The organism is Litorivivens lipolytica, assembly GCF_014191715.1.
GTDB lineage: Bacteria > Pseudomonadota > Gammaproteobacteria > Pseudomonadales > Spongiibacteraceae > Litorivivens > Litorivivens lipolytica.
In genome coordinates, this window is sequence record NZ_JACHWY010000004.1 from 15,737 (window position 1) to 38,040 (window position 22,304).

Sequence of the window (22,304 nt, forward strand, 5' to 3'; positions counted from 1 at the left end):
AAATTCTATTATATGCGTAAACCTTCAACAACAGTCAAAATCCAAGGTGATCTGATGAACAGAATGAGCCAACCAACTATCGAGGAGCTGGATTCCGATCTCGAAGTTGCTATTGAACGAGGGGACAAACTCTTTGAGGGTATTCAGTCTGGGCTACTCAAAGAACTATTTCCCGACTTGAGCCAAGAGGCAATTGAAGAGCTTGGCCTAGGCAGCAAAGTAATGCCAAAGCGCTTCTCAATGCAAGAAGCTTCGTCTCTTCTCGGGGTAACAAGACAGGCAATAAACAAGGCTGAGAAAGAGGGTAGGTTACCTGCGCCTGATACAAAGCCCTCTGCCGACGGAAGAAATATTAGAGCCGGGTTCACATTGCAGCAAATAGAGAATATGAGAAGTGTCTTCGGAAAGCTACCTGCCAAGTTTCCGGAGACCTACGTACTTGGCGTACTAAACCAGAAGGGCGGAGCTCAGAAGACTACTACCACCTTGTTTTACGCTCAGTGGCTGGCTGTCCAAGGCTACAAAGTACTGATTGTCGATACCGATGGCCAAGGATCGCTGACGACTTGGATGGGTTTGAAGCCAGATATAGACATCGGTTGGGAGGATACCATCGCACCCTTCGTTATCCAGGATGAGCACCGCTGGGAGGAGGAATTGGGGCGAGATAGCCGTGAGCTTAACGATTTGAACTATGCTGTCAGAAAAACCTACTTTCATGGAATTGACCTGATCCCCGCGTGTGGTTCTCTCCTAGAAATTGATCTTTACAGAAACATGACGACTAAGGCTCCAGATGTGATATGTCAGCGGGTAGGGCTTGGTCGCAAGTTTCCGGCAACAGACATATTGCGGTTTGGCCTTGAGCCCTTAAGAGAGCGTTATGACATTATCCTGCTAGATGGAACGCCTTCACTTAACTTGAATACGACTAATGTACTTTCTGCTTGTGACAGAGTGTTGATTCCTACGCCAGCTCATATGATTGATATTGCCTCTACTGTGCAGTTTGTTGATCAAGTGAGGCAAGTCTTTAAATTATTCAGAGATCATGACAGCGCTAGGGTGAGCATGGGGGTAAATTTCTTGATCAACCGTTATTCGGCTTCCGAAGCTTCTTACACGGCTGAGTCGATGATCCGTCATATTTTCAAAGACATGGTGCTGTCGACACCGGTTGAGAAGTCAGATGAGGTCCAAAGAGAGGGCAATACGCTGCACACTATATACGAAGTACCCAATTCATTGATTACAAATCCTAAGGCCCATAAGAGAGCGCTAGAAAATTATGAGCAGGTATTCACGGAAGTGACAAATAGGGTGGTGCGAGGAATCGTTCCGCGTGACTTGGATAAAGTCATAAATATGCGCGAATCAAAAACTGCTGTCTGAGACAGGGGGAATAAACGATGGCAAGGAAACAGAGAAGAATTAGCTCTCTTGTTGCAGGGGCGATGGAAGAATCTGAAAGCAAGCCAATCAATACGGGAGGGGAGCCAGAAGTTAGCAGGCCTCCCGCGGAAGCTAAGTCAAGACGCCGAGATCAGCATGTTGGTATTTCTGCCGCGACGACGGATAGCCCTGGTGATCGTTCGGCCGCTGCTTATGGCGCACTAAAGGCCCAAGTAAAAGAACTGGAAGGTAAAGCCGATTCCATTTCTCTTACCATGCCGGTCACAAAGCTTGATGTTCGACTTCAGCTCCAGAAAATACCGACCGAGCTGATTGATGTTTCTCCTGAAAACGAGAGGGATCAAGAGTTGTTGGATGAGGCTGCTGTGGCTGACATCCTCCCTTCATTTCAGAAGAACGGGCAACAACAGCCCGGAACAGTCAGGCCCACCAAGGGTGGCCGCTTTGAATTAATCGAAGGCTCTCGGAGGCTGTTTTGCGCAAAAACCTGTGGTGTCGATTACATCGCTTTGGTTGGTGATATCCCTGATGCAGATGTAAGGGTGCTATCCAGAACAGAAAACGTCCACAAGCCACCTTCCGCATTTGAGCGCGCTAGATCATATCAGCGAGATATTGATATGGGCTTGTTTAAAACGTGGGAGCAGCTTGCTGCCGCAGAGGGGCTAAATAAAAGCACGGTCTCTCGCTATAAGGCGCTTGTGGAAATTGATCGGCAGTTTGTTAAAGCATTTCCGGATCCGAATAGCCTGAGCACCACTATCGCTGAGTGGATTCGGAAGGTGCAAAACTCAGATGAGGTAAAGCGCAAGGCGCTGCTGGATGAGGCAGCTAGTCTTGTTCAGGATAAGCAGCAGAGAGTCGCGAGAGGGGAGGATCCGCTGGATGGTCGGGCGGTCCTATCTCGGCTGAGGAAGGCCGTTCGGGCCGCGGGCGCTATATCGCAGCCAACTAAGAAGAAGCCTGTTGTTTACCGGTCAAAGGATGGCAGTGTTGAGCTGAAGCATAGCTTGTCAAGGGATGGGCTGGCGACCAAGATCGAGTTCAAAGGGGTTGATGCTGCGGTCACTCAAGCTGTAGTAGAGAGGCTAATCAGGGAGCTGAAGCTGTCCTAGGTTCGCTTAGCGAACTTAGACCCTTTTTTATTCTAAGCCATTGATTACAAATGAAAATAATTTTTCAGGGGGGGGGCAAAATGTCCCCCTTTTTATTGCTTGGGGTTCTACGTGAAACCTTCTAATTGTCTGCTAGACTCCACGAAGCCTGCTTAATATGCCTTCAAAGTCACTATTCCCAAAGAACCTTATTTTCAGCTCCCCAGCGCCTGTTTTGTCGTTGTATTGAATGCGACAAGGCTGACCTACCGTCTCGGAGAGATCCTCCTCTAGTAGGGCGATATCGCGGTCCTTGTGGTAAGGCGGGGGAGTGGGGTCGGGTGTCCGGAGCTTCTTGGCCTCTTCTTCCAGACGCCTGACTGTCCATTCATGTGAGACGGCCTTTCTAGCCAGCTCCCTCTGTTGGGGTTTGGCTAGGCCTACTATCGCCTTGGCATGTCCATCGGAAAGTTTGCCGGCCCGAAGGTAATCTTTTACGGAAATATCCAAGTTCAGTAGCAGAAGCTTGTTGCTTACATACATCCGTGAGCGACCGATCAGCTCACCAATTTCCCGGTGAGTCAGTCCAAGTTCCCCAGCCATTTGTGCAAGGCCTTCGGCTTCTTCAATCGGGTTGAGGTTCTCTCGCTGGAGATTTTCAGTGACGGTGATGATGGCAGATTGCTCATCATCGAATTTGCCCACCATTATTAGAACTTGCAGTTTTGCCATAATGGCAGCTCTGACGCGGCGTTCTCCCGCCAGGATTTCATAGCCGCCCGCAAGGCGAGGGCGAACGATCACCGGATTGTAGTTGCCCCCGGTGCTTTTCAGGGCTTCTGCTAAATTGGCAAGCTCCTGCTCATCAAAATGCGTTCGCGACTGAAATGCCCCCCGATTACACAGGGAGGGGTCGACCCTGAGGAACTCTACATCCACCCCCTCGAATAGGCTGTGCTTGAGAAATTCTTTGTCGGGGATGTGGTTGGTTTTCACGTCGCAGATACTCCGGCTTGCTGATTTATTCGTGCTGCCCTCATGCTGCCTTGTAGCGATAGAACATGGGGCTTCAATGCTGGGTTTTGTTTCGATTGTGGCATTATTTCGGTTGGTAGGGGAGGCCGATTCTTGGCAAGCAAAGCGCTGGGAGAGCGGACTTGGTTGACCATGGCCATACAGAGAAGGGGTAAGCGCACGTGCGAACATGCCGTCGGAGGTCTATGCCCGATTGGCTCAGAGATCAAGAGTTCGCGTGATTCCAAGAATGGTTCCCATTGCGGGCGGTAGTGATAGTGCGGCCATGGCCTGGATGCAGTATCGGCTTTTTAGTTGACCGGAAACGTGCAATGGGTGTTGCGCAGAAGTTAGTAGCAGTACTGGGCTAGAAAGCGGCGGGGTTCACATGGCTGTCGCGGGGCGCAGGCTAAACTATCTCAATAGATGCATGAGTATAAAGGTAAGTGGGTGCAAAAAGACGCTCAGGGGTTTGTCTTGAAGCATAGCCGAGCCAGTGCTCAAGATGCACGGTTCTGCTCGACATTGGGCAATGCTTGGGAGGTAAAGGAACTTGTGCGTAAAGCGTCCAAATATCGGAGTTCTTCGCAGTGTGGGGTGGTTGTGGTTTCAGGGTCATTTGAGAGCCTATTGAGGCTCTGGACGGTAATCAGCCTGTTTCCCCTGTAGCTGTATTTCGTTTACTGTCATACGCGATGCGCCGACTATTTCGCTTGTGTTCGGATTGCGTGATGGTGGTAATTCAGCAATTCAGAAAGGATTGGGAGAACGGTTTTGTCAGAAAGCCATAGCTTCCTAATTATCTTTTGAGCACTGGGTTTCGAGTGCGCCACTAGTTCAGCATAACCGAGGAGTTGCTTTTGATGGAGTACAGGTCAAACGTACTTACAGTGTTAAACTCGTATCAAAACGGCGGCAAGACATTGTTAACTACATTGCTAGCAGAATACTGTGCCCGCGAAGGGCAGCGTGTTTTGATCATTGATTTAAGCTTGCGATGCAGTGCCACTAACATCTGGATAGGAATGGATGTCGATGAAAGTTCAATCGCGGGTCAGCTGCCTCCAAAGCATCCCGATTATGAACCAGGTGACATGGAGATATGCGAGCGATCAAGTGTTGTTGACCTCTGGGATGGTTACGCAGTTCTACCGCATTCGACTCGCGTTTCCCCAGAGACGGGCTACTCAGGCAGGGTTGATGTTTTAGCGGGACACCCAGAGAAGCTTGAGGCTATTGTCAGTAAATACTCGATAAATTGCGGGACCACAGCATCCAAGATAATTCGCCGCTTCAGGGAGGTAATCCACTCAGAAGAGGTTGCCTCTGAATATGACATCATTATCGTTGACACTGGTCCCTCGAGGAATGCGGTTTATTGGGCCGCGCTGCGAGCCGCGACTTACAGTGTTATACCTATTGAGCTCGAAACCAAGGCCTTATCGTGTCTGAACGCTGTGCTTCAGAGTATTACAGCGGACAACATGTCTCGGCCGCTTGGAGCCCCTCACAATAACGTGGTGAGTTTGATCCCGAACCGAGTGAAGATGAACACAAATATCCACATCACCCAAATGAAAGAGTTCTATGAAACAGTGCCGGCCCTAATGCCGCCTCGCTGGGTCTATCTTCCGGAGTCGTCCGTCTACTCTGCTCTTAATATGAAAGGCTTTGCTTCAGAGGGGCTCCATCAAATCAAAGAAGGACGCTGTAATGAACAACAGGCAGCAGGCTTAGTTTGTCAGTCTGTCTACGGTAGAATCTATTCGTCAGGGACCTTTGCTTAGCGTAGTATCTTTTTTCGCTGATGGTATGGTAGACAACCTTTGTTCCCCCTGTAATTATTCGCTGGCACTCTACACCTAAGGATCCTCGTGACCCGATTCTCTTTGCTGCTACTAGCTCTCCTGGGGCTCGCGGGGTGTTCAGCCCCGATGCTGCACTCGCTGTCGAGCGAGTCGTCGGCGCTGGCCGGCCAAGCCATTGCGAATCCCGTGGTATTTGTCCTGACGACGGATGAAAACCCTGTAGATAGGGCGCTGGCGGAGCGATCAGTTGTTGAGGGTATGGCATCAGTAGGGGTCCATGCCCTTTCCGGTGTCGAGGTTGTGCCTGCGGAATACGATGTCCGGCATCCCCAGTTCTGGCCGGAAAGTGTTCGATATCGCGCGCAGCAAGCAGATGCGGGCGGCGTCATTATGATATTCAGCCTCATCCGCGGCGACCAAGCCGTATACAGGCTATTCCTACGCGATGGCAAGCAGGCCTACTTTGGCGGTGAATCGGCGTGGGAGGGCCTTGGATCGGTGCGGATGTGGTCTTTAGATGCCGAGGACTTGTTTGCGTCTATTGGTCGCAAAGCCGCCCAAAAACTGTCAGCCGAAGGGTTTCTAGCTCAGGCCCAGTCGGAGTAGCTGGACATAAACATAAAAGAATAGACTTCACTCGCCATTGAGGGGCATAGAGGTTTTTATGGAAAGTATCTGGGGCCCGTTAACTATCGACCTGATAGCCGATGCGATTGTTGATCTTGTGATGGGGGATAGCGCGATAGAAATGCCAGCCGAGCAACGAGATTGGTTTATTGCTGACTCATACTGCCAGCAGGCGTTTTATGGTGAGTGGGGGTATAGCTACCAGTCTCGCGGAGACAAGCGGGCACCTTTGCGGTGGTGGGCGCTACGCACTTAGATGGCAGACATCTGACCCCACTCTACCGCCTGTTAATTCCTCCGAAATTTCCGCTATGGGGCGCGCCAACGTGACGCCCCTTTCAACTTCGCGCTTATCGGTGATTATCCGCCCAAAGTACGCTATTACTTGCTCTATGGTTTCTGCTCGGACGGCGCTGCATTCGGTAGAATGCTCCCAATCGAGGTGTCCGCGTCTTTAACTTTTCTAGCACAAAAAAGCCCGCTATGGGGTGAGCGGGCAAAAGCGGCTTGTGGGGAGCCGATAAGATAAATTTGTGCAATTCGACAGTTTTTTCATTGTCGCAATGCGTAATGTTGCCGCCATGGATCGATTCTCCGTTGGCGTTGGGCACTCGTTTAGAGGTCAATTATCGATCAACTCTCAATGAAACAAATGCGGCGCCAAAATTTACATTTCATAACATGTTAAATCGATAGAATGGACCTGATAATTAAGAGAAAAAGATTGTCAGTCGCAGACTTTTTTCGCCTAGATATAGGCGGTGCCCATTCTTTCTCTCTCATCTTAAGCTGAAAACTAAGCGGTTCTATTACGGGTGAGCTAATTTCCAACGATTCCATTTTTGTATAGAAATCTAGTTCAGGCCTCAATCATACACTTGGCTAAAGAATTCTCGACCTACCACAATGGGCGTTTTTTACCCTTTTAAGCGCCATTCTGATCTGATGCGCATGGTCTGGATAGTAGTGGTGGCAGTGCTGGTATCTTTCTCATAAACTCAAACTGGGGTCGTAAATAAAAACATCTCTCGAATGAATCTGGAGAACTATAATGAATTACATGTTTGAACCGCTAAAAAAATATGCCACGTTTGAAGGCCGCGCGCGTCGCAAGGAATATTGGCTGTTTACTCTTTTTGTTCTAATTGGTCAGTTCGTAGCAAACATTATCGATGGATTGCTCGTTATACTAAGCGAAGGGGCTGTTGTTCCGTTCGTCAGTTTGCTGTTTCTACTAGTTATATTGTTGCCATGGTTTGCGGTTAGTGTCCGCCGCCTCCATGATGTTGATCGCACTGGCTGGTGGGTTGTGATTGGTCTTATACCTCTAATAGGCTCCCTTGTTTTGCTCGTATTTGCCTGTTTAGACTCTCAGCAAGGCTCCAACCGTTTCGGAGCTAACCCTAAAGAATTCGCAGACCAACCGGCTGTGGCTGCGGCGTAACTAACCTGCGCATGTCTTAAGAGGCGTGCGCACTTCTATTTCTCCCCTCACTCTATGTTCATTGAACCGATACCACCTGGTCACGCATCAATTATCGTTGATGGCTGCCGACTCGGCATGCCGGATTGCGACTATAGGGCAGTATTGGACGATGCCTTTGCGCTGAACCCAGAAGCCCGTGTCGTGTTGCAGAATCAGCGAAACTATTTGCGATTCGTTGAAAACTGGGCGCGGGAATCCGGCCGATCCTTTTATACCAGCCCGTTCATCTACGGGGTGACCTCCGATGACTTTACGGCAGCAGTCTATTTTGACGATGGGTGCACAGGGGCTGAGTGGGATATGGAGTTTTATGCTCGGGATGGGCGACACTTGTTACGCGTTCCGGTGACGGCGATCCCAGAAGATGACGGATATGAGTATCTCGAAATCCCAGAGTTCTGCGGGAGATCCAAAGGAAAGGGATTCCTTTCAAAGCTGTTTGGCAAGCGCAGATCCCACGATTAGCTAGCGCACTACGCGTTCCCAGTTGCGTGACATAACGGTAGAAAAGTTCCTGTTTTCCTCCTCGTGCTGGAGCTTGGATGACTTACACTGCCAATCGCAAGGATTTACCAATCATAGTTCGCTCTAAGCGTGGAAGATATATGTCATTCTCGCTAGAAAGGACAGTTATGATTATCTTGCGTTAGAGGGGTGGGGAAAGTCGCTCAATCGCGGCAAAGCCCAATTGTAAGCATGTCTCCGATCGAAAGATCTGGAGCTAAACGTGATCTCACTTCGGAATCCTGGCGTGACTTACGCGAGCACCATTGAACCTGGTGAGGTTGATCAAGATGGCGTAGGCTGACTCAAAGGATAATCGAACGCTGACAAAGTTAGTGTTTAGAGCTCTGTAAGGTCGGAGACAGCAGCTTGTATTTAGAGCAATTGCGCCACGTAATTTTATGCCGCGACATCGCTATAATGCTGTTGGATAAAAGCATTATTTAACCGGCCCTTAAGTTGTCTAGCGTCTGTGAATACGTAGTTGTTGGAGTTGTTCTCTGCATGGAAATAGCAATCTTAATCGCCCTAGCTGTTGTGATGTTTATCGCTTATCAGTTCGCCGTTTTCCTAAACGCTCGTAAGAACATGCTTGGGGACGTGGCGAGTATATTGCGGGATAGGGGGCCTATGCCAGCGATGGCTGCTGATCAATTAGTGGAGGTAAGCCGAGAACTGATATTCGATGCGATGTCGAAGGGCGATACTGCTGAAGACATAGCGGACGCTATATTGGTAGCACTTGACCCCGAGCGCTTCAGGCAGTCAGGCTTGGCGGATATTTTTCCTCATCTGGATCAATGGCCATAAGCGCCGCAATCTTTGCTGCCGGGATTCCCACGTCGGTCCCGGTGCGGCGGTGTATGCCCTGTAGCTAGTTTTAAGTGGAGGCGGCGGGCTGTCGACTATGTAGATTGTGCTTTAGTGGGTCCTGGCCCTTGAACGACAATGTGGTCATATGACCGATAAAGGCCTGCGAGGTAAAAATGCAATTTGCCTTCTTTTCAGCGCAGGAGTGTGTTGCAAGCCTTTATATTATCCAATACACAAGAGACATTTATAGCTGAGATACGAAATAAGAAAACGTATTGTCAAAAGTGCGGGCTGATAAAGGATTTGCAGAGAGGATAAGGGCTTCTGGTCGTTATGCTGAGTTACAACAAAGAGCTAGAACAATAGTTTGCGCTGTCGGCGCTCAGCGCGAGTAGGGCTACGCCGTCGGGGTGAGCTCGGGGAAGTAGTGCGACTCAGCATGACTGGGGATAGCCCATCTAAGCGGTGACCGTGAACTAGTTTCGGTAATCAGGCCGTCGCTTTTTAGTTCGCTAATGATCTGGCGAGTTTTGCGCTCTTTGTATGGAGAAGCTTCAAAGAGCTCGCGGCGTTCTACTTCGCCGTAGATATAGGCCTTTTCCAGAATGCTCAATGCATAAGGATCGAGCGGCTGCATGCCGATAACACGACCGTCTTGTCGCGCTTGAACATAGGCCTTGATCCGCTTGCGCATTCCTTTGAGATCAAGCAGCTGTGCGATGTAGTCCACCTGGTCCAGTGCGACATCCAGCATAAAATCGCAGAACTTAATGAGTGCCTGTTCTGACAGGGCTCCTCGACCATCGTGGGTGCCGCGCCGCGCGCTGTCGGCATCGGCCAGTGCCGCTTTGTATTGGGTGGACTTTCTTGCCAGTCCCCGACTGAGGCACCACACTCCGGTGCCCCGCACTCCGGCGGCTTTCAGCAGTGCGTCTGTGTGCAGCCGCGCTGTGCGACCGTTGCCATCGAGAAAGGGGTGTATCCAGGCCAGTCGGTGGTGCGCAGCCATAATGGCGATAACGCGGCGCTCACCGGTTAGATACTTGTTGCCGTACGTCTCGCCGAAAAAGTCCATGAACGCTGGTAAGCTTTCGACCGGCGGGGGCTCGTGCAGACCGACAGCCACAGGATGATCCCGGTATTGTCCGGGTTTGATTTCATAGTCCTTTCCCCCCACGGAAACCTTGCGAAACTCCTTCGGCATCTCTTGGTAGAAACACCGGTGAATGTCGCAGATGAACGAGGGCGAGCAGGCATCGGTATAGGTCGCCGCCATTGTGGCCAACTTATCTTGAACACGAATGTGCGCTAGCGATTCCAGTTGGAGGTTTCGCTTGTGAGGATCGTCACTAAGTTCACCCGCTAGGGCAGACCGAATATCGCGGGGGTGCGTGGTGTGCCCCTCGATCATGTTGGAGTAGTACGAATTGATGGCGCGCATGTGCTGTTCGAGAGTTTGTAGCACCGGCGACGCGGCAGCCCCGGCCAGGCTGGCAGCGGCCCTTTCGAGCTGGGTAACCTTGTTCGGGAGATCCGATTTGGCGACACCGGTCTCCGATGGGATGTAGGGCTGTGCGCTGTTTGGGTCTGACATAGCGAGTTCATGGGCCGTTGGTATGGGTCCATGATACCTCTTTTCATGCCGGTTTGTATGCCGGTTACTATACCGGACGGTTTTTTCAGCCGTGAAAGCCTATTAATCCTTATAAAACAGAATGATGGATACTTTGGGTGGCCGCCAGGCAATCATGTCGCAGGCTATGTAACGGCTATTTACGCCGGTTCTCATGCCGGTTCTCATGCCGGTTCTCATGCCGGTTCTCATGCCGGTTCTCATGCCGGTGCCGGTGCCGGTGCCGGTGACCGGTCTCTGGGGTGATTAGGGTGCAGCCCCGAAAGGCAGTAGCCACCGCAACACCCGTTTCCACCCAGAGGGTTTCTCGTTCAGTTTAAAGCGGCGCCACTGGTGACCAACCAGGCTTTCCATGTGGCCGTCTTCGCGAAAGCGGAACATAAAGCGGGTCAGGCACCGGCAATCTTTGCAGACGCCAATGGCGCGAATCTCGTTGACGTTATCGGGGAACTGGTTGTGTCGCAGTCGAACATACTCAGGAGGCATGGGGCCTTCACACGCGGTGCAGAAGAACGTCAGCCCTGTCACTGTGCCGAACCCGGCGGGAGTGAAGGGGAAAAAGTCAGCGGCGAGATGCGGTAGCTGTTTGAACTCGTTGGCCGCAGCGGCCGCTTCCTCGGGGGTCATCTTGTAGATACCTTTCTTACCGCTTTCTTGTGCCATGACTTTTCCTCCCCATTACAGGTTACCAGTCAAAGACCGGAAACCCACCTATTTCTTCCGCATCTCGATCCAGCTCAAGCATGTGGTAGCCCGCCCGATGGACCTCGACCATAAGCGCAACCGTTATCTCTGAAAGCCCGTGTGCGGTTTTGACCAGTGCGTCTTCGCATTCCGGCATCTTGATAAAATAACCCGTCTCTCGCTCCATGAAGTGCATGGCAGAGGGGGCGCGTGAGAGCTGGCCGAGAAACTTGCTGTCTTCTTCGGTGATATGGCGAGTCGAAACCGCGAGCGCGCTGTATGCACTGGGGTTGGGTGTGTTCAGCTTCTCGGCTAGCGCGTCGATGTCCTCGTCTAACAAAGGCGTTTCGGATGTAAACATTTCCGGCATCAGCGCTGCGGCTTCCTTGTAATCCATACCGGTAGTAACCGATTGCCAGTAACGGAGTGCGGCGAGTAGTGTTGCGGTCTCGCGGCTAGTCGGAGAGGCGCTCTCAAGAGGCTTCTCGTTGTAGTCGATGATCCGTTGCAGTTCCGCATCTGACATCTCTGAAATGTTGTCTGCAAGATCGTAGTAGTCGACCGCCTGGCAGGCAATCAGTGCGTCTTTTTCGAGTTGTTCGCGATCAGTGCTCATTCGGTTATCTCCCTTATTCGTTACGCGACTTCAATCAGGCAGTTCAGGATCAAAGACTCCTCAACGGCATCAGCAATTTGCTGGCGGCGCTCGGCAGTCACGTCTTGGCCGGAGCTGGCTTTCACGCGCTCAGCGATCAGGGCGGCAATGTCGTTCAGGTCTTCAACGGTAATGTGCATGGTGGTCTCCTCGGTGTTGGTTATTTCTTTAGAACCCGGGTTCCCGATCATGCAAGCGGGCCAGCGGGCGGTTGCCCGTGTTTTTATTCACTGGTTGTGGCTTTGTTTGGCTCGAACATTAAAGCAGGGCGAAAGCGATATGCTGACATCCCTCTCTGTGTGCGCGCCGGAAGGCTTTATCGAGCCGCAGCGGTATATGCAGGTAGGGTCGCTCCGCGTCGATGACGTAGTAAACGGCGCCGTCCTTGTAGGATGCGCAGGCGTTGCTGGCGATCCAGCGGGCCTCGACCGTTTCGATTGGGTGCGCGTGCTGAAGGTTCAGCTCGCAGCCAAGGTCAATGAATAGAGTGCCGGGCGGCGAGTGCCCGGCCTGTGGCATAGCCAACATCAACCGTTTTCCATACCGCTTTGTGAGAAGGCGTCGATCTGAGAGGGGGCTGTTGTATTGCTATCGCTTGGGGCGCCAAAGGCCCGGCGTTCCTCTTGTTGGTGAAAGACTTTCTGCCATGCAGGCCACACATCCTTGCCCATGCTTTCTATTCCGGCGCGAATAGCCGGTGAGTCGTACATGGCCTTGCGCATGATGGCATGAACCACGACATCGCCGTCCCCCATCTCAAAACACGTATCAAAGTCACGACCACTAATGCCACGCTCATAGTAATCGTGGTTGATAACCGCCTTGTACAGACCGTACTCAAATACCGTGGAGGCAAACTCAATCCGCGCCTCTGGGGAGCTTTCACCCAGGCGAGGCACCAGCAGCTTCAGGTAAGCGATAGCGCCTCGGGTGATCTTTTCGGTAGGTTGTGTGGTCATGGTAGTTCTCCTGTTGGCTCTGCCTTGTTTGTAGACAGGAGAACATGAGACGCACCATGTGCAAGATGTGATCTTTAAGTGTGTTGCTGCCAGTCGAGGCTTTCTTGGGAAAACTCGATGGTTGTTCGCGAGGCATTGAAGTAAGCCCGGATGCGTTTGTCATCCACGGACAAAGACACGGTTTTGCCTTCACAAATAATTGATGGTTTGCTGAACGCCTGTGGGTTCATCACGGCAACACAAAGGCGGTCGCTTGCCGTATCGGGGGTACGCGCACTATTGTAGGCGATCAGGTGGGCACCGGACTTACGGGCTACGTCTGCTTTGGCGTGGCAGGCCGAATAGTCATCGGGATCTTCGATCTTTTTTCGGATGCGGTTATACCGGGGCGCGGTGAAGTCGACGGCAGCCGGTGTATCAATTTTGGCTTGGATCAGGCTCATTTCCAGCGTGTGTGGTTTGTCGCCACGGTAGGCATCGAAGAAGGCCCGGCGGTGAAAGATACACTCGCGCAAAGCGACTTCCTGAGAGAGCGCCCCATACCAGATTCCCCGCGTTCCTGTGCGGCCCCAGCGGCTCTCACGGGCGCGCATATAGCGAAAGGGCGTTGCGGCCAACCAGTGCAGTCCGGCGGTGTCTTCGGGCAGTGCGGGTTTGCTGTCTTCGAGCACTGATTCCAATATGTCGTGCTTCGCCAAATTGCCGTGGACGACATTCATGGTGGCGATGGTGGCCTGATGCTCCACACACCGCCACGGCTTAGCCTTAAAGGGAGTCAGCTCAAATAATGGCACGGTGGCTATCGAGGTATGTCAGTGTGGTAAAAAGGCCCTGCGGCTTACGAACCAGCTCTGCCGGGACCGCGCCAAGATCAGCGTTGTGCGCGTTGAACCAGCCGCGAAGGTGCTTTTCTTGAAGTCCAACAATACCGGCCAGTGAGCGGTAAATGCGGATCAGGGCAACAGCCATCTCAAAGGGGTGTTTTCCCTCTTCCAGTTCGGCTTTGCCGTGGCGCAAATTACTGACCATGCCGGGCGACAGGCCCAGTACTTCGGCCAAGGTTTTGTCCTTCATACCGAGCAGATGGGCGGTTTCCAGTACCGCCTCGGCTACAACGGCCGCACGCTCGCTTTTAGTGGCTTTGACCTTCTGATTCATGGTGTCGCCTCCATTTAGGGGCCGTTTATCCATGAATGCAGGATACATATTATTCATATATAAATCCAGTGGCCCCGTTTAGCCTTTGCTGGCATCCGGCCGCGAAGGGTGCAGGTAGCGCTCTGTCACCCAGACCATAAGGAGTTCTGGTGAGGTCCCCGCCGAGAACTGTAGGAACGAATGGCGGGTGCAATTGTCCTTGTCGAGCGGAATGTGTTGAATGGCGTCGAGCAGCAAATGGGCGTTCACTTTTGAAAGACCAGATTCCAGAGTGACTGACCGACGATCCCACGCCTTCTGAATGTCAGCGGTCAGCGCCTCAAAACCGTGATCGGTCAGGGCGTGCAGCACTACAAACAAACTATCGTCCGTCATCGGCGGTACCGGCGTATGGGTTTTGACCGGGCCAAAGCAGCGAAACCAATCAGCGTCCAAAAACGGATCGCTGTGACGTGCTGGGTAGGCCTCTTTAAAGATGTCGAAAGCCGATCCCCCGTAGAGGCTTTTGAAGCCGGAGTGCGAAGCCCAGTCACCGTACAACCCGCACATGTAGTCTTCCCAAAAGGTGTGAACCGGATTTGCCCGGCAACCCCCATTGGGGCGACATCAAAGGCAATGATGCCTTTGTCTGGGTTTGACGTTTCGGTCTGTGATCTGTTCGGGGTCATAAAGTGGTCTCCTGTTTAGCCTGCTGTGGCGTCGGTGGTGGCTACGCCGTACTCGGCTGCCAGAGCTTGGAGATTAGTCATCAGCGCACCAATCTGTTCTTCCATGGGAGCGTTGGTGTCTATCCCGGCATAGCCGCTGTGAGCGAGCACGGCGCTGTAGGCGGCATCGGTTCCTTTCCGCGATGGCGCCTGCGCAAAGTGCACGGAAATGTCCTCGCACAGGGTCTCAAGGACCAGCGTGTAACCCTCAGAACCGTGCTCCCCAAACAAACCTGCGGTCGCGTCGAGCACGTCAGCGACCCCGGCGGTTTCGATTTCCCCGCAGTCGCACAACGATGAATCAATGACGAAACCAAGAGGGGATACATTGGCATCCAGCGCGGCTTGTTCGACGGCAGCAATGGCTTTTTGGCGCGTTTCGAGATTCACAGGCAATCCTTTCAGATTGAGCTTGCTGTCGGCCGTTGGATTGGGGTTCGAGCAGATCGTAGTGGTCATGGCTTATTCCTTTTGTTGGTGTTTTGTTTGGTTCGGGTGAATCAAAGAGGTGGGTCAGGGGTAGATCGCTTACCCGCCCAGTTTGTTTTTCAGCGGGATGTAGCATTGCAGCCCAGCGATTACGGCCAGCACTCCGGCGCCTGGCGCAAGCTGAGCGGCGGCTCCGGCGGCGGCAATGAGTCCACCTGCAAAGACAATCGGCAAGTTAAATACAATCCAGCTACGCATGGTTTGGCACTCCGGTGTTCGTTTGGCTTACAACCAAGGTCTCACGGGATGGTGCATATGCAAGGTAGTTGGATGGGGGAAGTGGTGCGTATGATGGATCTAGGGATGGTGCTGCAATCCGTTAATCTGAGTGTGAAATAATGTTCGACGGTAACATTTCGGGGTGGGGGAGTGCGGCCCAGGCTTGCGCGAACCCTCTCCGGGTCGCACTCGCGATCTGGGCTGATTTTTTAGATATAGGCGCACTACGAGCACGCCCTATTCATAGAGCAGCTGATTAAAACCCGCCCCAGACCTGCGGCTCTTTGTACGACACGGACTGCATGAGATTGAATACACAATCCAGCATAGCGTTACCGCGGCGAGCCGCAGCTTGGTATTCAGGGACGTGCCAGTCGTGGCAATGGCTTGCCAGCATGTGTCGAGCCACATTACGCCGGTGAGGCTGGTAACCGCCGGCAAGAAGGAACCGGTACCGGTCTGATACTCCCGCTTCCCCTGCGTCATATTCAAGATCAAGTGTTACGACGATCTGGTGACCTTCATCATGGAGGCAGAAGGTTAGAATGAATGCGTTCGACAAAGCCGGGTCGTCCGGCGAAGTCTCGGTCGCGAGTATCAGCGACGCACGCCACTCTGTCGAATCTCGTGAATCTTTGGCCGGTTCTCCGGGAAACGTGTTGAGCACGGCGGCGTAGCGTTCGACGAAGTTATCAAGCAGTGTTGTTGTTTTGACTTGGGCGGTGGAGGTCATTTTGTTATGCATCCTGTGGTCACGATAGAGATCCCGTTTGGTTGTCTCTATCGTCACCCGCGAAAGGCGATATGCCAGCGGACAGAATTCAGATGACTTTATCCAGGCGAGGATTGTTCATGTTGGATATTTCTTGCAGCGTCGCTTTGTCTTGCTCAATGCGAGATCGCAGCTCAGTTTGCATCAACTGGAGAGCTTCCACCTTGGCTTCGTCCAATTCTTTGGTTGATAGCTTCTGTTGCGAGAAAAACCCATCACAGGAGCTTAGCCACGCGTCAGGCTCGTGATAGATGTGGCGGTGTATCGATAACCGGTGGCCGCCGATCGCAAGTTCCGACCCTACGATTTCGTTAGAGTCGTGACGCTTAAATTTATCTTCCCAATCAATCGCTATCATGTCCTTCCACAATGGTGGCCTATTGCAGTCAGCGGATACCCACTTTACATGGGCAGCCGCCAAGTTCGAGGTGATGGTTAGTCGTCATCCATAAGAAGACCTACGCATTTGTTGTCTGACGTGCTTCTGTAGATCTCTCTTGCTTCTTTGAGCTTGTCGTTTGCCATATTGAATTGGGCAGTTGCACGTTCAAACTCACCGCGATAATCCTTCTTCTTTACAAAGTAGCCTTCTATGCGGAGCTTAAGAGCGCTTTCCAAGTAGTCGACAGTTTGGTTAAGTGCGGCAAAGACGCCGCTGCTGTAGGAACCATACTGATCCCGCCACTGCTTTATTTCTGGTTCTAGGCGATAGAGTTCAGGGCTGACGCGGTATGCACTGATGTACTTATTGTCCCCGCTGCCAGAATATTCAGGCTCCGTTTCATTCTGTCCATCAACATAGCGGTTATATAAACGCACAACACCATCGACGCCCCGACCTCGAACGGCCCATGTTTGAGTGGACGATCGTAGGGTTTCTCTACATGCATTGCGCTCTACTTGTTCTTGTAGAATCGGAACAAAGGCCTTAAACCTTTGAACGGCAAATTCATGCGCATTTGGAGCCCACGGGTCATTATCAGATACCGGCAGCGCTTTGGCTTTTTCGTACTTGGATAAAGCCGTTTGTGGCTCTGAGTCCCAATTGGTGAGCAAAGCCTCAAGTACAAGTTTTACAGCTTTCTTTGATGAATCGCCGTCTTGTGTACGTTCGACATAGCGCAGCATTTCATTCATTATTTTCATGGCATCTAATTCTTTATCATATAGAGCCACCTGATACATCCAAGGCCCATACATGTAGGGGCCACAAACATCAAATTGGTGATTTTCGAGCAACGATTCAAGGGCCTCTTTTGTCGAAAGCTCGTCATTGGTTCCCAGTAAGGCAGTCATTCTCGCCATGGCTTTGCAAAAGCTATCGGTCAAACTGAGCTGCACTTCGGGATCTTCCCCCGGAGATGTTCCCAACGCCCGCGCGTTAGATGTCTCAGTGATTAGCTCTGAGATGATATAGGCCTTCTCGGCCGGCTTATAAGACGATTCGGCGAGTGTTAAGTGGGATAAAAGCGCCTTTATCCGAATAAACTTCCGGTAGAGAGATGGCGGTCCATCCTTGATGTTATCCAAATTGTTCATTCCGAAATCGATGAGTAATGAAATCCTATCGGCACCTTCGGCCTGCATTTGCTCCCAAAGCCACTCGTAGTCTTCAACAGTCTTGGCTTTCCATCCTTCACTGCCACGCGCGATAGGTTCTTCTTCAGCTTCTTCGTCTTTAGCGTACGCGCTGTAGTCATCCCCAGTGTCAGGCAGGGAACGAGCGCTACTATCGTATTTTGAATAGTCGTCGCTGGGGGTAGGTAGAACGCCGGCGCCTGATCCCGACGGCTGTGTGCTACTGCAACCGACAGTGAGGGCAAAAGCTGAGATCAGGCCAATCAGGGCAATGTTCTTCATCGTTACTGTTCCTTTTTGCTTTCCAGGGAGTTTGTTGAACGAGCGCATTCTCGCTCGTCATAAACTCCCCCTGTGCGTGCAGTCGGGATGGACTACTGTGCTTATTCTTCGAAGTCGTCGTTCATTATGGCTAACGACTCAATGCTCTCGTTATCTGAGTAATTGTGTGCGTCGATAATCACGCCTTCATGGGTGCGGTTTACTGTTATCTGTCCCAACTCAGGGAGCTGGATATGCACCCGTTGGCCGGGCTGGAGCACGCTATCGGCGGTGGGCGATAGTTCGCGGACGATGTCGATAAAATAGTGCTCGCCTTCGACCATTTCGCCATTGTCGATGTTCTCTTTTTCAATACTCAAGGTCAAGGTTGCTAATTTTTTCTCAGTCTTGCGCATGCGCAAGACTGATAAGTGCCAGAACAAACGACCGCGAACATAAGTCATCTTGATAAAAAGCTAGCCTCAGTGTTTTTGATTGGCTTGGACGTAGAGCGTCCGGGTTGGGGCGAGGGTTACCTGTTGCAAGATGACGAAGGACGATGGTGGCGTCTCTCGATCGACCTTGAGGCCTCCACTCCTTTGCCTCGGGTCATAAAGACACGCACCCAGGCCATCGCTTTTATCAAAGAGGCCGACCTTTGGTACCGGTGTGGTGTCGATGTGGGTGAAGCAAATGCCAAAGCCGAGCTGCGTAAGTGGTTGAAGTCATCCTGACACAGCACTAACCTTGCGCATGCGCAAGTGATCCCCACGTATTGCCACGTGCATTTTGGGCGTCTCGGGTTACGCTGGTATCAACCAACCGGAGACAGATTATGGATTTCACCCTGATCAAGCTCGCACTGCTCGACGCATGCGACAACAACCCGAGCGTCATTCCCAGTGACGTTCGCGATCACCTTGCCAATGAATTCCCTGCCGATGACTCTTTCAAGCCAGATTCGACCGGGGGTGGGTGCATGGCCCTTGTCAGCGAGATGACGGTAGGGACCACGCAGTACCTGCTTGTCGTGACGCAAGCGGATGAATCGGATTTGCCTGAGCCGGACAATTGGGCCATTTCCCTGCACAGCACCACCGACTGGATCGGGGATGACTACCTTATCAGTGTCTGCCATAAAGGCACCGTGTGTTTCGGCAGCTGACAGCTTGCGCATGCGCAAGTGGGATTTAGGAGATGACTATGTTTGATGACAACAATGGGGCAGGCCCTGTGTATCACTTCTTTGCTCAAGCTCAGCGTACCCGTTATGTCCGGCGCTGGGGTATTAAGCACTCTCACGTGCCAGAGAACACCTTGGAGCACTCGGCGGAGGTGGCCATGATCTGCCACGCCCTTGCGATGATCCGTCTTCATATCACCGGTGGTGACCCGATCGACCCCAACCAAGCTGCGGTACTGGGCCTGATGCACGATCTCAGTGAATCGATAACCGGTGACGCCATTACCCCGGCCAAGAATGCCAGCCCTGAAATCCTGTCAGCCTTCAAGGCAATGGAGCGGGGCGCCGAGCAGCTGCTCATCAATTCACTGCCACCGCAATTGCGTGAGCACTACAAACCGCTGGTTCAGCATGACCATATGCCCGAAGAGTATCGTCGCCTGGTGAAGGCCGCCGACCTGATCTCCGCGTTGAATCACTGTGAGCGCGAAACTCATTTAGGTAACCAAGAGTTCAAGGAAGCGCTGGTCGACATCCGAACCCGATTGTCCGGGTATGACGATATGCCAGAGGTTGCCTACTTCATGCAGCATTGCCAGCCATCCTATAGCGCATCACTCGATCGGCAGCTGGCTGACGCTGTAACCGCGGCAGAGTAGTGCAGTCTGTAACGCACACCTTATTAGGGAGAACCATACGTGGAGATATTCCTTCTTTTCATTGGACTTATCGTCGCCTCAAATTGGTGGTACTACCGATCGCGCTACAGCCGCTTTCCCACCTTTGACGACTAAAAAGGCGCTCATCCCGATGCGCTGAAGGACGGCAAGGTCCACTGCGTGCATTGCGGCGGTAGCCATATCCAGTTTCGTGGGCTTTGGGGAGCAACGGACAGGCGCCGCACTCACATTTGCGCGACTTGTGGGGCGCCTCTCTATAAGAGCTTCCACTAGCGCTTCCGTAACAACGTGCATATCGGTAAAGCTGGGATACGCTGGGTAAAACCCACCCGGAGATACCCATGGACTTCGCACTGATTAAACTTGCCTTGCTGACCGCCTGCTCTGACTCAGGCATCACCCTGCCGCCGGCCGTCCACAAACACCTCACCGAAAACTTTCCCGGGCAGAATGACTTTGAGGAAGTGCACACCGGGGGTGGCTGCATGGCGCTGACCTGCACGATGAAGATTGATGGTGCGCTCTACACCCTCGCACTGACCCAAGCTGACGACTGGGCGATTGGTCTTTACGAAGGTGACTGGATCGGGGAGGGGCTGTTGATCTGTGTTTGTTGCAACGGAACAGTGAGCACCGGTGACTAAGCAGGCATCGGCGCCCGACGTACCCTCTGGTCTCGCGTAGGAACGCTGAGGAGAAAGCGGCACCGGTCGCCCGGCTCGCTATCCAGCTCTGGGATGATCGGTGCAAAGTACTCCTCCTGCTCTCTGCGCCAGATCGATCTCGGAATATACGACTTAACGACTGGGCCGCGGCCTTCGCCGGGCCCTGGAGCGAGAGGCATAAAATAGTCCCGCGTTAACAAAGTCATTTCCTTATTACACTCCCACCCCTGCAGCAGATGGAAATTCAGCTCTTCAAGGGCTGGGAAGATCACGTCATTGATATCAGCCACGCCCTGGCACTTCTCGCGCTGAATAATCCGGCAAAGCGCGTGCTCGGAAAAGTGGGCAACGGTGGTTAGATCGTTATCCCGAAACCGCCGGCAATCGAGGCTCATCACCGACACGGGGTATACCCGCGGCATTGCTTCGCTTATACGGATTCGTGGCTCATAACTTACCAATGTGATGCTCTTCAGTTTTCCCGTGCGGCTTTTAATCTCGTTGTGAGCAATGATCTTGTCGCCGGCATAGGCCACATACTTTCTGACGGTGTCTCTGAGGTCGTGCGCAGCCCGAGTTGGCGAGTACCCTTTCGATTTACTTTTCTTTGCCTTCGTATCAATCGCTCCGTCAGCGTTGAACTTATTGATATGGGCAAAAGACTCCATCCACTGGGACAGCCTCATTCGAATCTCTGATGGGGGCTGGTCAGCCATGGCGCCTCTCTGGTGTAGTCTGTGGTCCTTCTTACTTTAAGCGTATACCATCGTTAGTGCGATACCTTTTCTTGGTGTTGTCGGCACTGCCGTACAGACACAACGGACGCAAAATCTGAGTGATGCAAAGTGGGTGTGAATAGGGATTTCATAAAAGGGGCAGGCAGCGCTGCTGGCGGTTTGCTGGTTTTAGCTTTCTGGGGTTTTGTCGGTCTGGTTGTTATTGGGGGAGGGGTTGGCCTTACTGTTTTATTTTTCCCTCTCGGAGGAGCGGCGATTGTTTTCTTTGCTTTGTACCTTGGCAGCATACATGCCCACGACGCCTACCAGCACTTCATTGGGCGGAATCGCAGGAAAGGCATCACCGAATACCCAACCGACATTTCTGCCCTGCTTGAAGGGCATAATGCCAACGAGCTGGCTTTTTCGTCTGATGGAACATCTGTAGTCGCAACGCTCGAAGACGACTATCTTGCCAAGATGTCAGTCCCCGACGAACTGCGGTGCGCGTTAAAAGACATGATATACCACGCCAGGAAGTTCGGTAATTCAGTGTGGGCAGACTTTTACCAAATTGAGGTATTACCAGCCTCCACCGAGTCAGCCCACCCACAAGTGCGTATCACGATGCCCCCAGAAGTTGCGATGTCTGACGCGTACATTGAACATGCTATAGAGCGCGTGGGGTGCGTGTTTTATCGAATCCATTCGAATAACAACCGAATCGCTCAGCCCCCCCAAGGCGACCGTATCGTCGAGTTCTGCGGTGATGACATTAAGGTGCGCATTGGGCGACGGCAGTCAGTTCCATCCATTGCGGAAACCAAGCAGATCGTCATGTCTGAAGCCCAGATCACCCGCAACATAAAGAACCGTCTCTGGAATAGCGTGGAGGTTGAATGCACTGGCATAGACGACGACAATTACTACGGCAGGATTATACGTCCGCCGACCTACGATGCCGATCTCAGCAACGCACTCACAACGCCCATTACGAATCCGCCAGCCTATGACGACCCGCTTGAGGTGCAGGAACCTGACTTCGATGAGGAGCTAGCGATGCTAAAACGTGAATCTGCGTTTGCTAGCGTGCCGCACGATTACGATAGTGGTATGGCTATTTATGAGGACGACTAAAAGCCACGAGCCACGGATTTGGGCCATAGCGAAAACAAGCGCAGCATCT

31 protein-coding genes are annotated in these 22,304 nt (G+C 52.3%); 15 read left to right on the forward strand and 16 right to left on the reverse strand.

All coding sequences use genetic code 11. The annotated features are described in order from the left end of the window. Nucleotides 1-54 precede the first annotated feature (54 nt). Nucleotides 55-1,392, forward strand: coding sequence for an AAA family ATPase (locus FHR99_RS15625; RefSeq protein ID WP_183411674.1), 1,338 nt, complete (start codon nt 55-57; stop codon nt 1,390-1,392). Nucleotides 1,393-1,409: 17 nt separating this feature from the next. Beyond that, nucleotides 1,410-2,528 carry a ParB/RepB/Spo0J family partition protein gene (locus tag FHR99_RS15630; RefSeq protein WP_183411675.1) on the forward strand — a complete coding sequence of 373 codons (1,119 nt, stop codon included), beginning with the start codon at nt 1,410-1,412 and terminating at the stop codon, nt 2,526-2,528. A gap of 132 nt (nt 2,529-2,660) precedes the next feature. Here the strand turns inward: FHR99_RS15630 and FHR99_RS15635 are convergent, their stop codons facing one another. Further along, on the reverse strand, nt 2,661-3,503 hold the full coding sequence (locus FHR99_RS15635) for a ParB/RepB/Spo0J family partition protein (protein WP_183411676.1): 843 nt from the start codon (nt 3,501-3,503) through the stop codon (nt 2,661-2,663). Nucleotides 3,504-4,384: 881 nt separating this feature from the next. Between FHR99_RS15635 and FHR99_RS15640 the strand changes: the two genes are divergently transcribed. The 6 genes from FHR99_RS15640 to FHR99_RS15665 all read left to right on the forward strand — a co-directional run bounded on the left by FHR99_RS15640 (nt 4,385) and on the right by FHR99_RS15665 (nt 8,756). Next, nucleotides 4,385-5,308, forward strand: a complete 924-nt coding sequence (locus FHR99_RS15640) for a ParA family protein (RefSeq protein WP_183411677.1) — start codon at nt 4,385-4,387, stop codon at nt 5,306-5,308. A 147-nt stretch (nt 5,309-5,455) separates the two neighbouring features. Beyond that, a complete protein-coding gene (locus FHR99_RS15645; protein WP_183411678.1) occupies nt 5,456-5,935 on the forward strand; it encodes a hypothetical protein in 480 nt (159 codons plus the stop codon). A gap of 58 nt (nt 5,936-5,993) precedes the next feature. Next, complete coding sequence (locus tag FHR99_RS15650; RefSeq protein WP_183411679.1) at nt 5,994-6,212, forward strand: hypothetical protein; 219 nt, start codon at nt 5,994-5,996, stop codon at nt 6,210-6,212. Nucleotides 6,213-7,007: 795 nt separating this feature from the next. Beyond that, the gene (locus FHR99_RS15655; RefSeq protein WP_183411680.1) at nt 7,008-7,400 is read left to right on the forward strand and encodes a DUF805 domain-containing protein; all 393 of its coding nucleotides are present in this window, start codon (nt 7,008-7,010) and stop codon (nt 7,398-7,400) included. Nucleotides 7,401-7,544: 144 nt separating this feature from the next. Further along, entirely contained in the window at nt 7,545-7,907 is a 363-nt protein-coding gene (locus tag FHR99_RS15660) for a hypothetical protein (RefSeq protein ID WP_183411681.1), read from the forward strand. Nucleotides 7,908-8,450: 543 nt separating this feature from the next. After that, nucleotides 8,451-8,756, forward strand: a complete 306-nt coding sequence (locus FHR99_RS15665; RefSeq protein WP_183411682.1) for a hypothetical protein — start codon at nt 8,451-8,453, stop codon at nt 8,754-8,756. 400 nt (nt 8,757-9,156) lie between these two features. Here the strand turns inward: FHR99_RS15665 and FHR99_RS15670 are convergent, their stop codons facing one another. Further along, nucleotides 9,157-10,353: a Fic family protein gene (locus tag FHR99_RS15670; protein ID WP_183411683.1), complete on the reverse strand. Its 1,197-nt coding sequence runs from the start codon at nt 10,351-10,353 to the stop codon at nt 9,157-9,159. 57 nt (nt 10,354-10,410) lie between these two features. Here FHR99_RS15670 and FHR99_RS15675 point away from each other — a divergent pair, with 57 nt between their 5' ends. Further along, nucleotides 10,411-10,638 carry a hypothetical protein gene (locus tag FHR99_RS15675; RefSeq protein WP_183411684.1) on the forward strand — a complete coding sequence of 76 codons (228 nt, stop codon included), beginning with the start codon at nt 10,411-10,413 and terminating at the stop codon, nt 10,636-10,638. Here the strand turns inward: FHR99_RS15675 and FHR99_RS15680 are convergent, their stop codons facing one another. Genes FHR99_RS15680 through FHR99_RS15690 form a run of 3 tightly spaced genes read right to left on the reverse strand, consistent with a single transcriptional unit; the run spans nt 10,639 to nt 11,871 of the window. Beyond that, nucleotides 10,639-11,055, reverse strand: coding sequence for a hypothetical protein (locus FHR99_RS15680; RefSeq protein ID WP_183411685.1), 417 nt, complete (start codon nt 11,053-11,055; stop codon nt 10,639-10,641). Between the two features lie 22 nt (nt 11,056-11,077). Further along, entirely contained in the window at nt 11,078-11,692 is a 615-nt protein-coding gene (locus FHR99_RS15685; protein WP_183411686.1) for a DUF5983 family protein, read from the reverse strand. Between the two features lie 20 nt (nt 11,693-11,712). Next, nucleotides 11,713-11,871, reverse strand: coding sequence for a hypothetical protein (locus FHR99_RS15690; RefSeq protein WP_183411687.1), 159 nt, complete (start codon nt 11,869-11,871; stop codon nt 11,713-11,715). Here FHR99_RS15690 and FHR99_RS15695 point away from each other — a divergent pair. Continuing rightward, on the forward strand, nt 11,870-12,217 hold the full coding sequence (locus tag FHR99_RS15695; protein ID WP_183411688.1) for a hypothetical protein: 348 nt from the start codon (nt 11,870-11,872) through the stop codon (nt 12,215-12,217). The genes FHR99_RS15690 and FHR99_RS15695 overlap by 2 nt on opposite strands. A gap of 41 nt (nt 12,218-12,258) precedes the next feature. On the opposite strand, the gene FHR99_RS15700 is transcribed toward FHR99_RS15695, so the two are convergent. From FHR99_RS15700 to FHR99_RS15745, 10 genes are all read right to left on the reverse strand, one after another. Continuing rightward, a complete protein-coding gene (locus FHR99_RS15700) occupies nt 12,259-12,690 on the reverse strand; it encodes a hypothetical protein (protein ID WP_183411689.1) in 432 nt (143 codons plus the stop codon). Between the two features lie 74 nt (nt 12,691-12,764). Then, nucleotides 12,765-13,436, reverse strand: a complete 672-nt coding sequence (locus FHR99_RS15705; protein WP_183411690.1) for an RES domain-containing protein — start codon at nt 13,434-13,436, stop codon at nt 12,765-12,767. A 34-nt stretch (nt 13,437-13,470) separates the two neighbouring features. Continuing rightward, on the reverse strand, nt 13,471-13,848 hold the full coding sequence (locus FHR99_RS15710) for an antitoxin Xre-like helix-turn-helix domain-containing protein (RefSeq protein WP_183411691.1): 378 nt from the start codon (nt 13,846-13,848) through the stop codon (nt 13,471-13,473). A gap of 78 nt (nt 13,849-13,926) precedes the next feature. Beyond that, nucleotides 13,927-14,397: a hypothetical protein gene (locus tag FHR99_RS15715; RefSeq protein WP_183411692.1), complete on the reverse strand. Its 471-nt coding sequence runs from the start codon at nt 14,395-14,397 to the stop codon at nt 13,927-13,929. A gap of 134 nt (nt 14,398-14,531) precedes the next feature. Next, a complete protein-coding gene (locus tag FHR99_RS15720) occupies nt 14,532-15,014 on the reverse strand; it encodes a hypothetical protein (RefSeq protein WP_183411693.1) in 483 nt (160 codons plus the stop codon). A 69-nt stretch (nt 15,015-15,083) separates the two neighbouring features. Then, nucleotides 15,084-15,242: a hypothetical protein gene (locus tag FHR99_RS15725; RefSeq protein ID WP_183411694.1), complete on the reverse strand. Its 159-nt coding sequence runs from the start codon at nt 15,240-15,242 to the stop codon at nt 15,084-15,086. Nucleotides 15,243-15,519: 277 nt separating this feature from the next. Then, nucleotides 15,520-15,996: a hypothetical protein gene (locus tag FHR99_RS15730; protein WP_183411695.1), complete on the reverse strand. Its 477-nt coding sequence runs from the start codon at nt 15,994-15,996 to the stop codon at nt 15,520-15,522. A gap of 88 nt (nt 15,997-16,084) precedes the next feature. After that, a complete protein-coding gene (locus FHR99_RS15735; RefSeq protein ID WP_183411696.1) occupies nt 16,085-16,393 on the reverse strand; it encodes a hypothetical protein in 309 nt (102 codons plus the stop codon). Between the two features lie 77 nt (nt 16,394-16,470). Next, on the reverse strand, nt 16,471-17,943 hold the full coding sequence (locus tag FHR99_RS15740) for a hypothetical protein (RefSeq protein WP_183411697.1): 1,473 nt from the start codon (nt 17,941-17,943) through the stop codon (nt 16,471-16,473). A 53-nt stretch (nt 17,944-17,996) separates the two neighbouring features. Continuing rightward, the gene (locus tag FHR99_RS15745) at nt 17,997-18,254 is read right to left on the reverse strand and encodes a hypothetical protein (protein WP_183411698.1); all 258 of its coding nucleotides are present in this window, start codon (nt 18,252-18,254) and stop codon (nt 17,997-17,999) included. 51 nt (nt 18,255-18,305) lie between these two features. Between FHR99_RS15745 and FHR99_RS15750 the strand changes: the two genes are divergently transcribed. The 4 genes from FHR99_RS15750 (at nt 18,306) to FHR99_RS15765 (ending at nt 20,381) form a co-directional block, all read left to right on the forward strand. After that, on the forward strand, nt 18,306-18,608 hold the full coding sequence (locus FHR99_RS15750) for a hypothetical protein (protein WP_183411699.1): 303 nt from the start codon (nt 18,306-18,308) through the stop codon (nt 18,606-18,608). 101 nt (nt 18,609-18,709) lie between these two features. Further along, nucleotides 18,710-19,039: a hypothetical protein gene (locus tag FHR99_RS15755; protein ID WP_183411700.1), complete on the forward strand. Its 330-nt coding sequence runs from the start codon at nt 18,710-18,712 to the stop codon at nt 19,037-19,039. Nucleotides 19,040-19,077: 38 nt separating this feature from the next. Next, complete coding sequence (gene yfbR, locus FHR99_RS15760; protein WP_183411701.1) at nt 19,078-19,716, forward strand: 5'-deoxynucleotidase; 639 nt, start codon at nt 19,078-19,080, stop codon at nt 19,714-19,716. A gap of 362 nt (nt 19,717-20,078) precedes the next feature. Continuing rightward, on the forward strand, nt 20,079-20,381 hold the full coding sequence (locus FHR99_RS15765) for a hypothetical protein (RefSeq protein WP_183411702.1): 303 nt from the start codon (nt 20,079-20,081) through the stop codon (nt 20,379-20,381). Here FHR99_RS15765 and FHR99_RS15770 read toward each other — a convergent pair. Beyond that, complete coding sequence (locus tag FHR99_RS15770; RefSeq protein ID WP_183411703.1) at nt 20,378-21,118, reverse strand: hypothetical protein; 741 nt, start codon at nt 21,116-21,118, stop codon at nt 20,378-20,380. The two genes, FHR99_RS15765 and FHR99_RS15770, sit on opposite strands and share 4 nt — an antisense overlap. Nucleotides 21,119-21,253: 135 nt before the next feature. Between FHR99_RS15770 and FHR99_RS15775 the strand changes: the two genes are divergently transcribed. Further along, nucleotides 21,254-22,255, forward strand: a complete 1,002-nt coding sequence (locus FHR99_RS15775; protein ID WP_183411704.1) for a hypothetical protein — start codon at nt 21,254-21,256, stop codon at nt 22,253-22,255. The last annotated feature ends 49 nt before the right edge of the window (nt 22,256-22,304 follow it).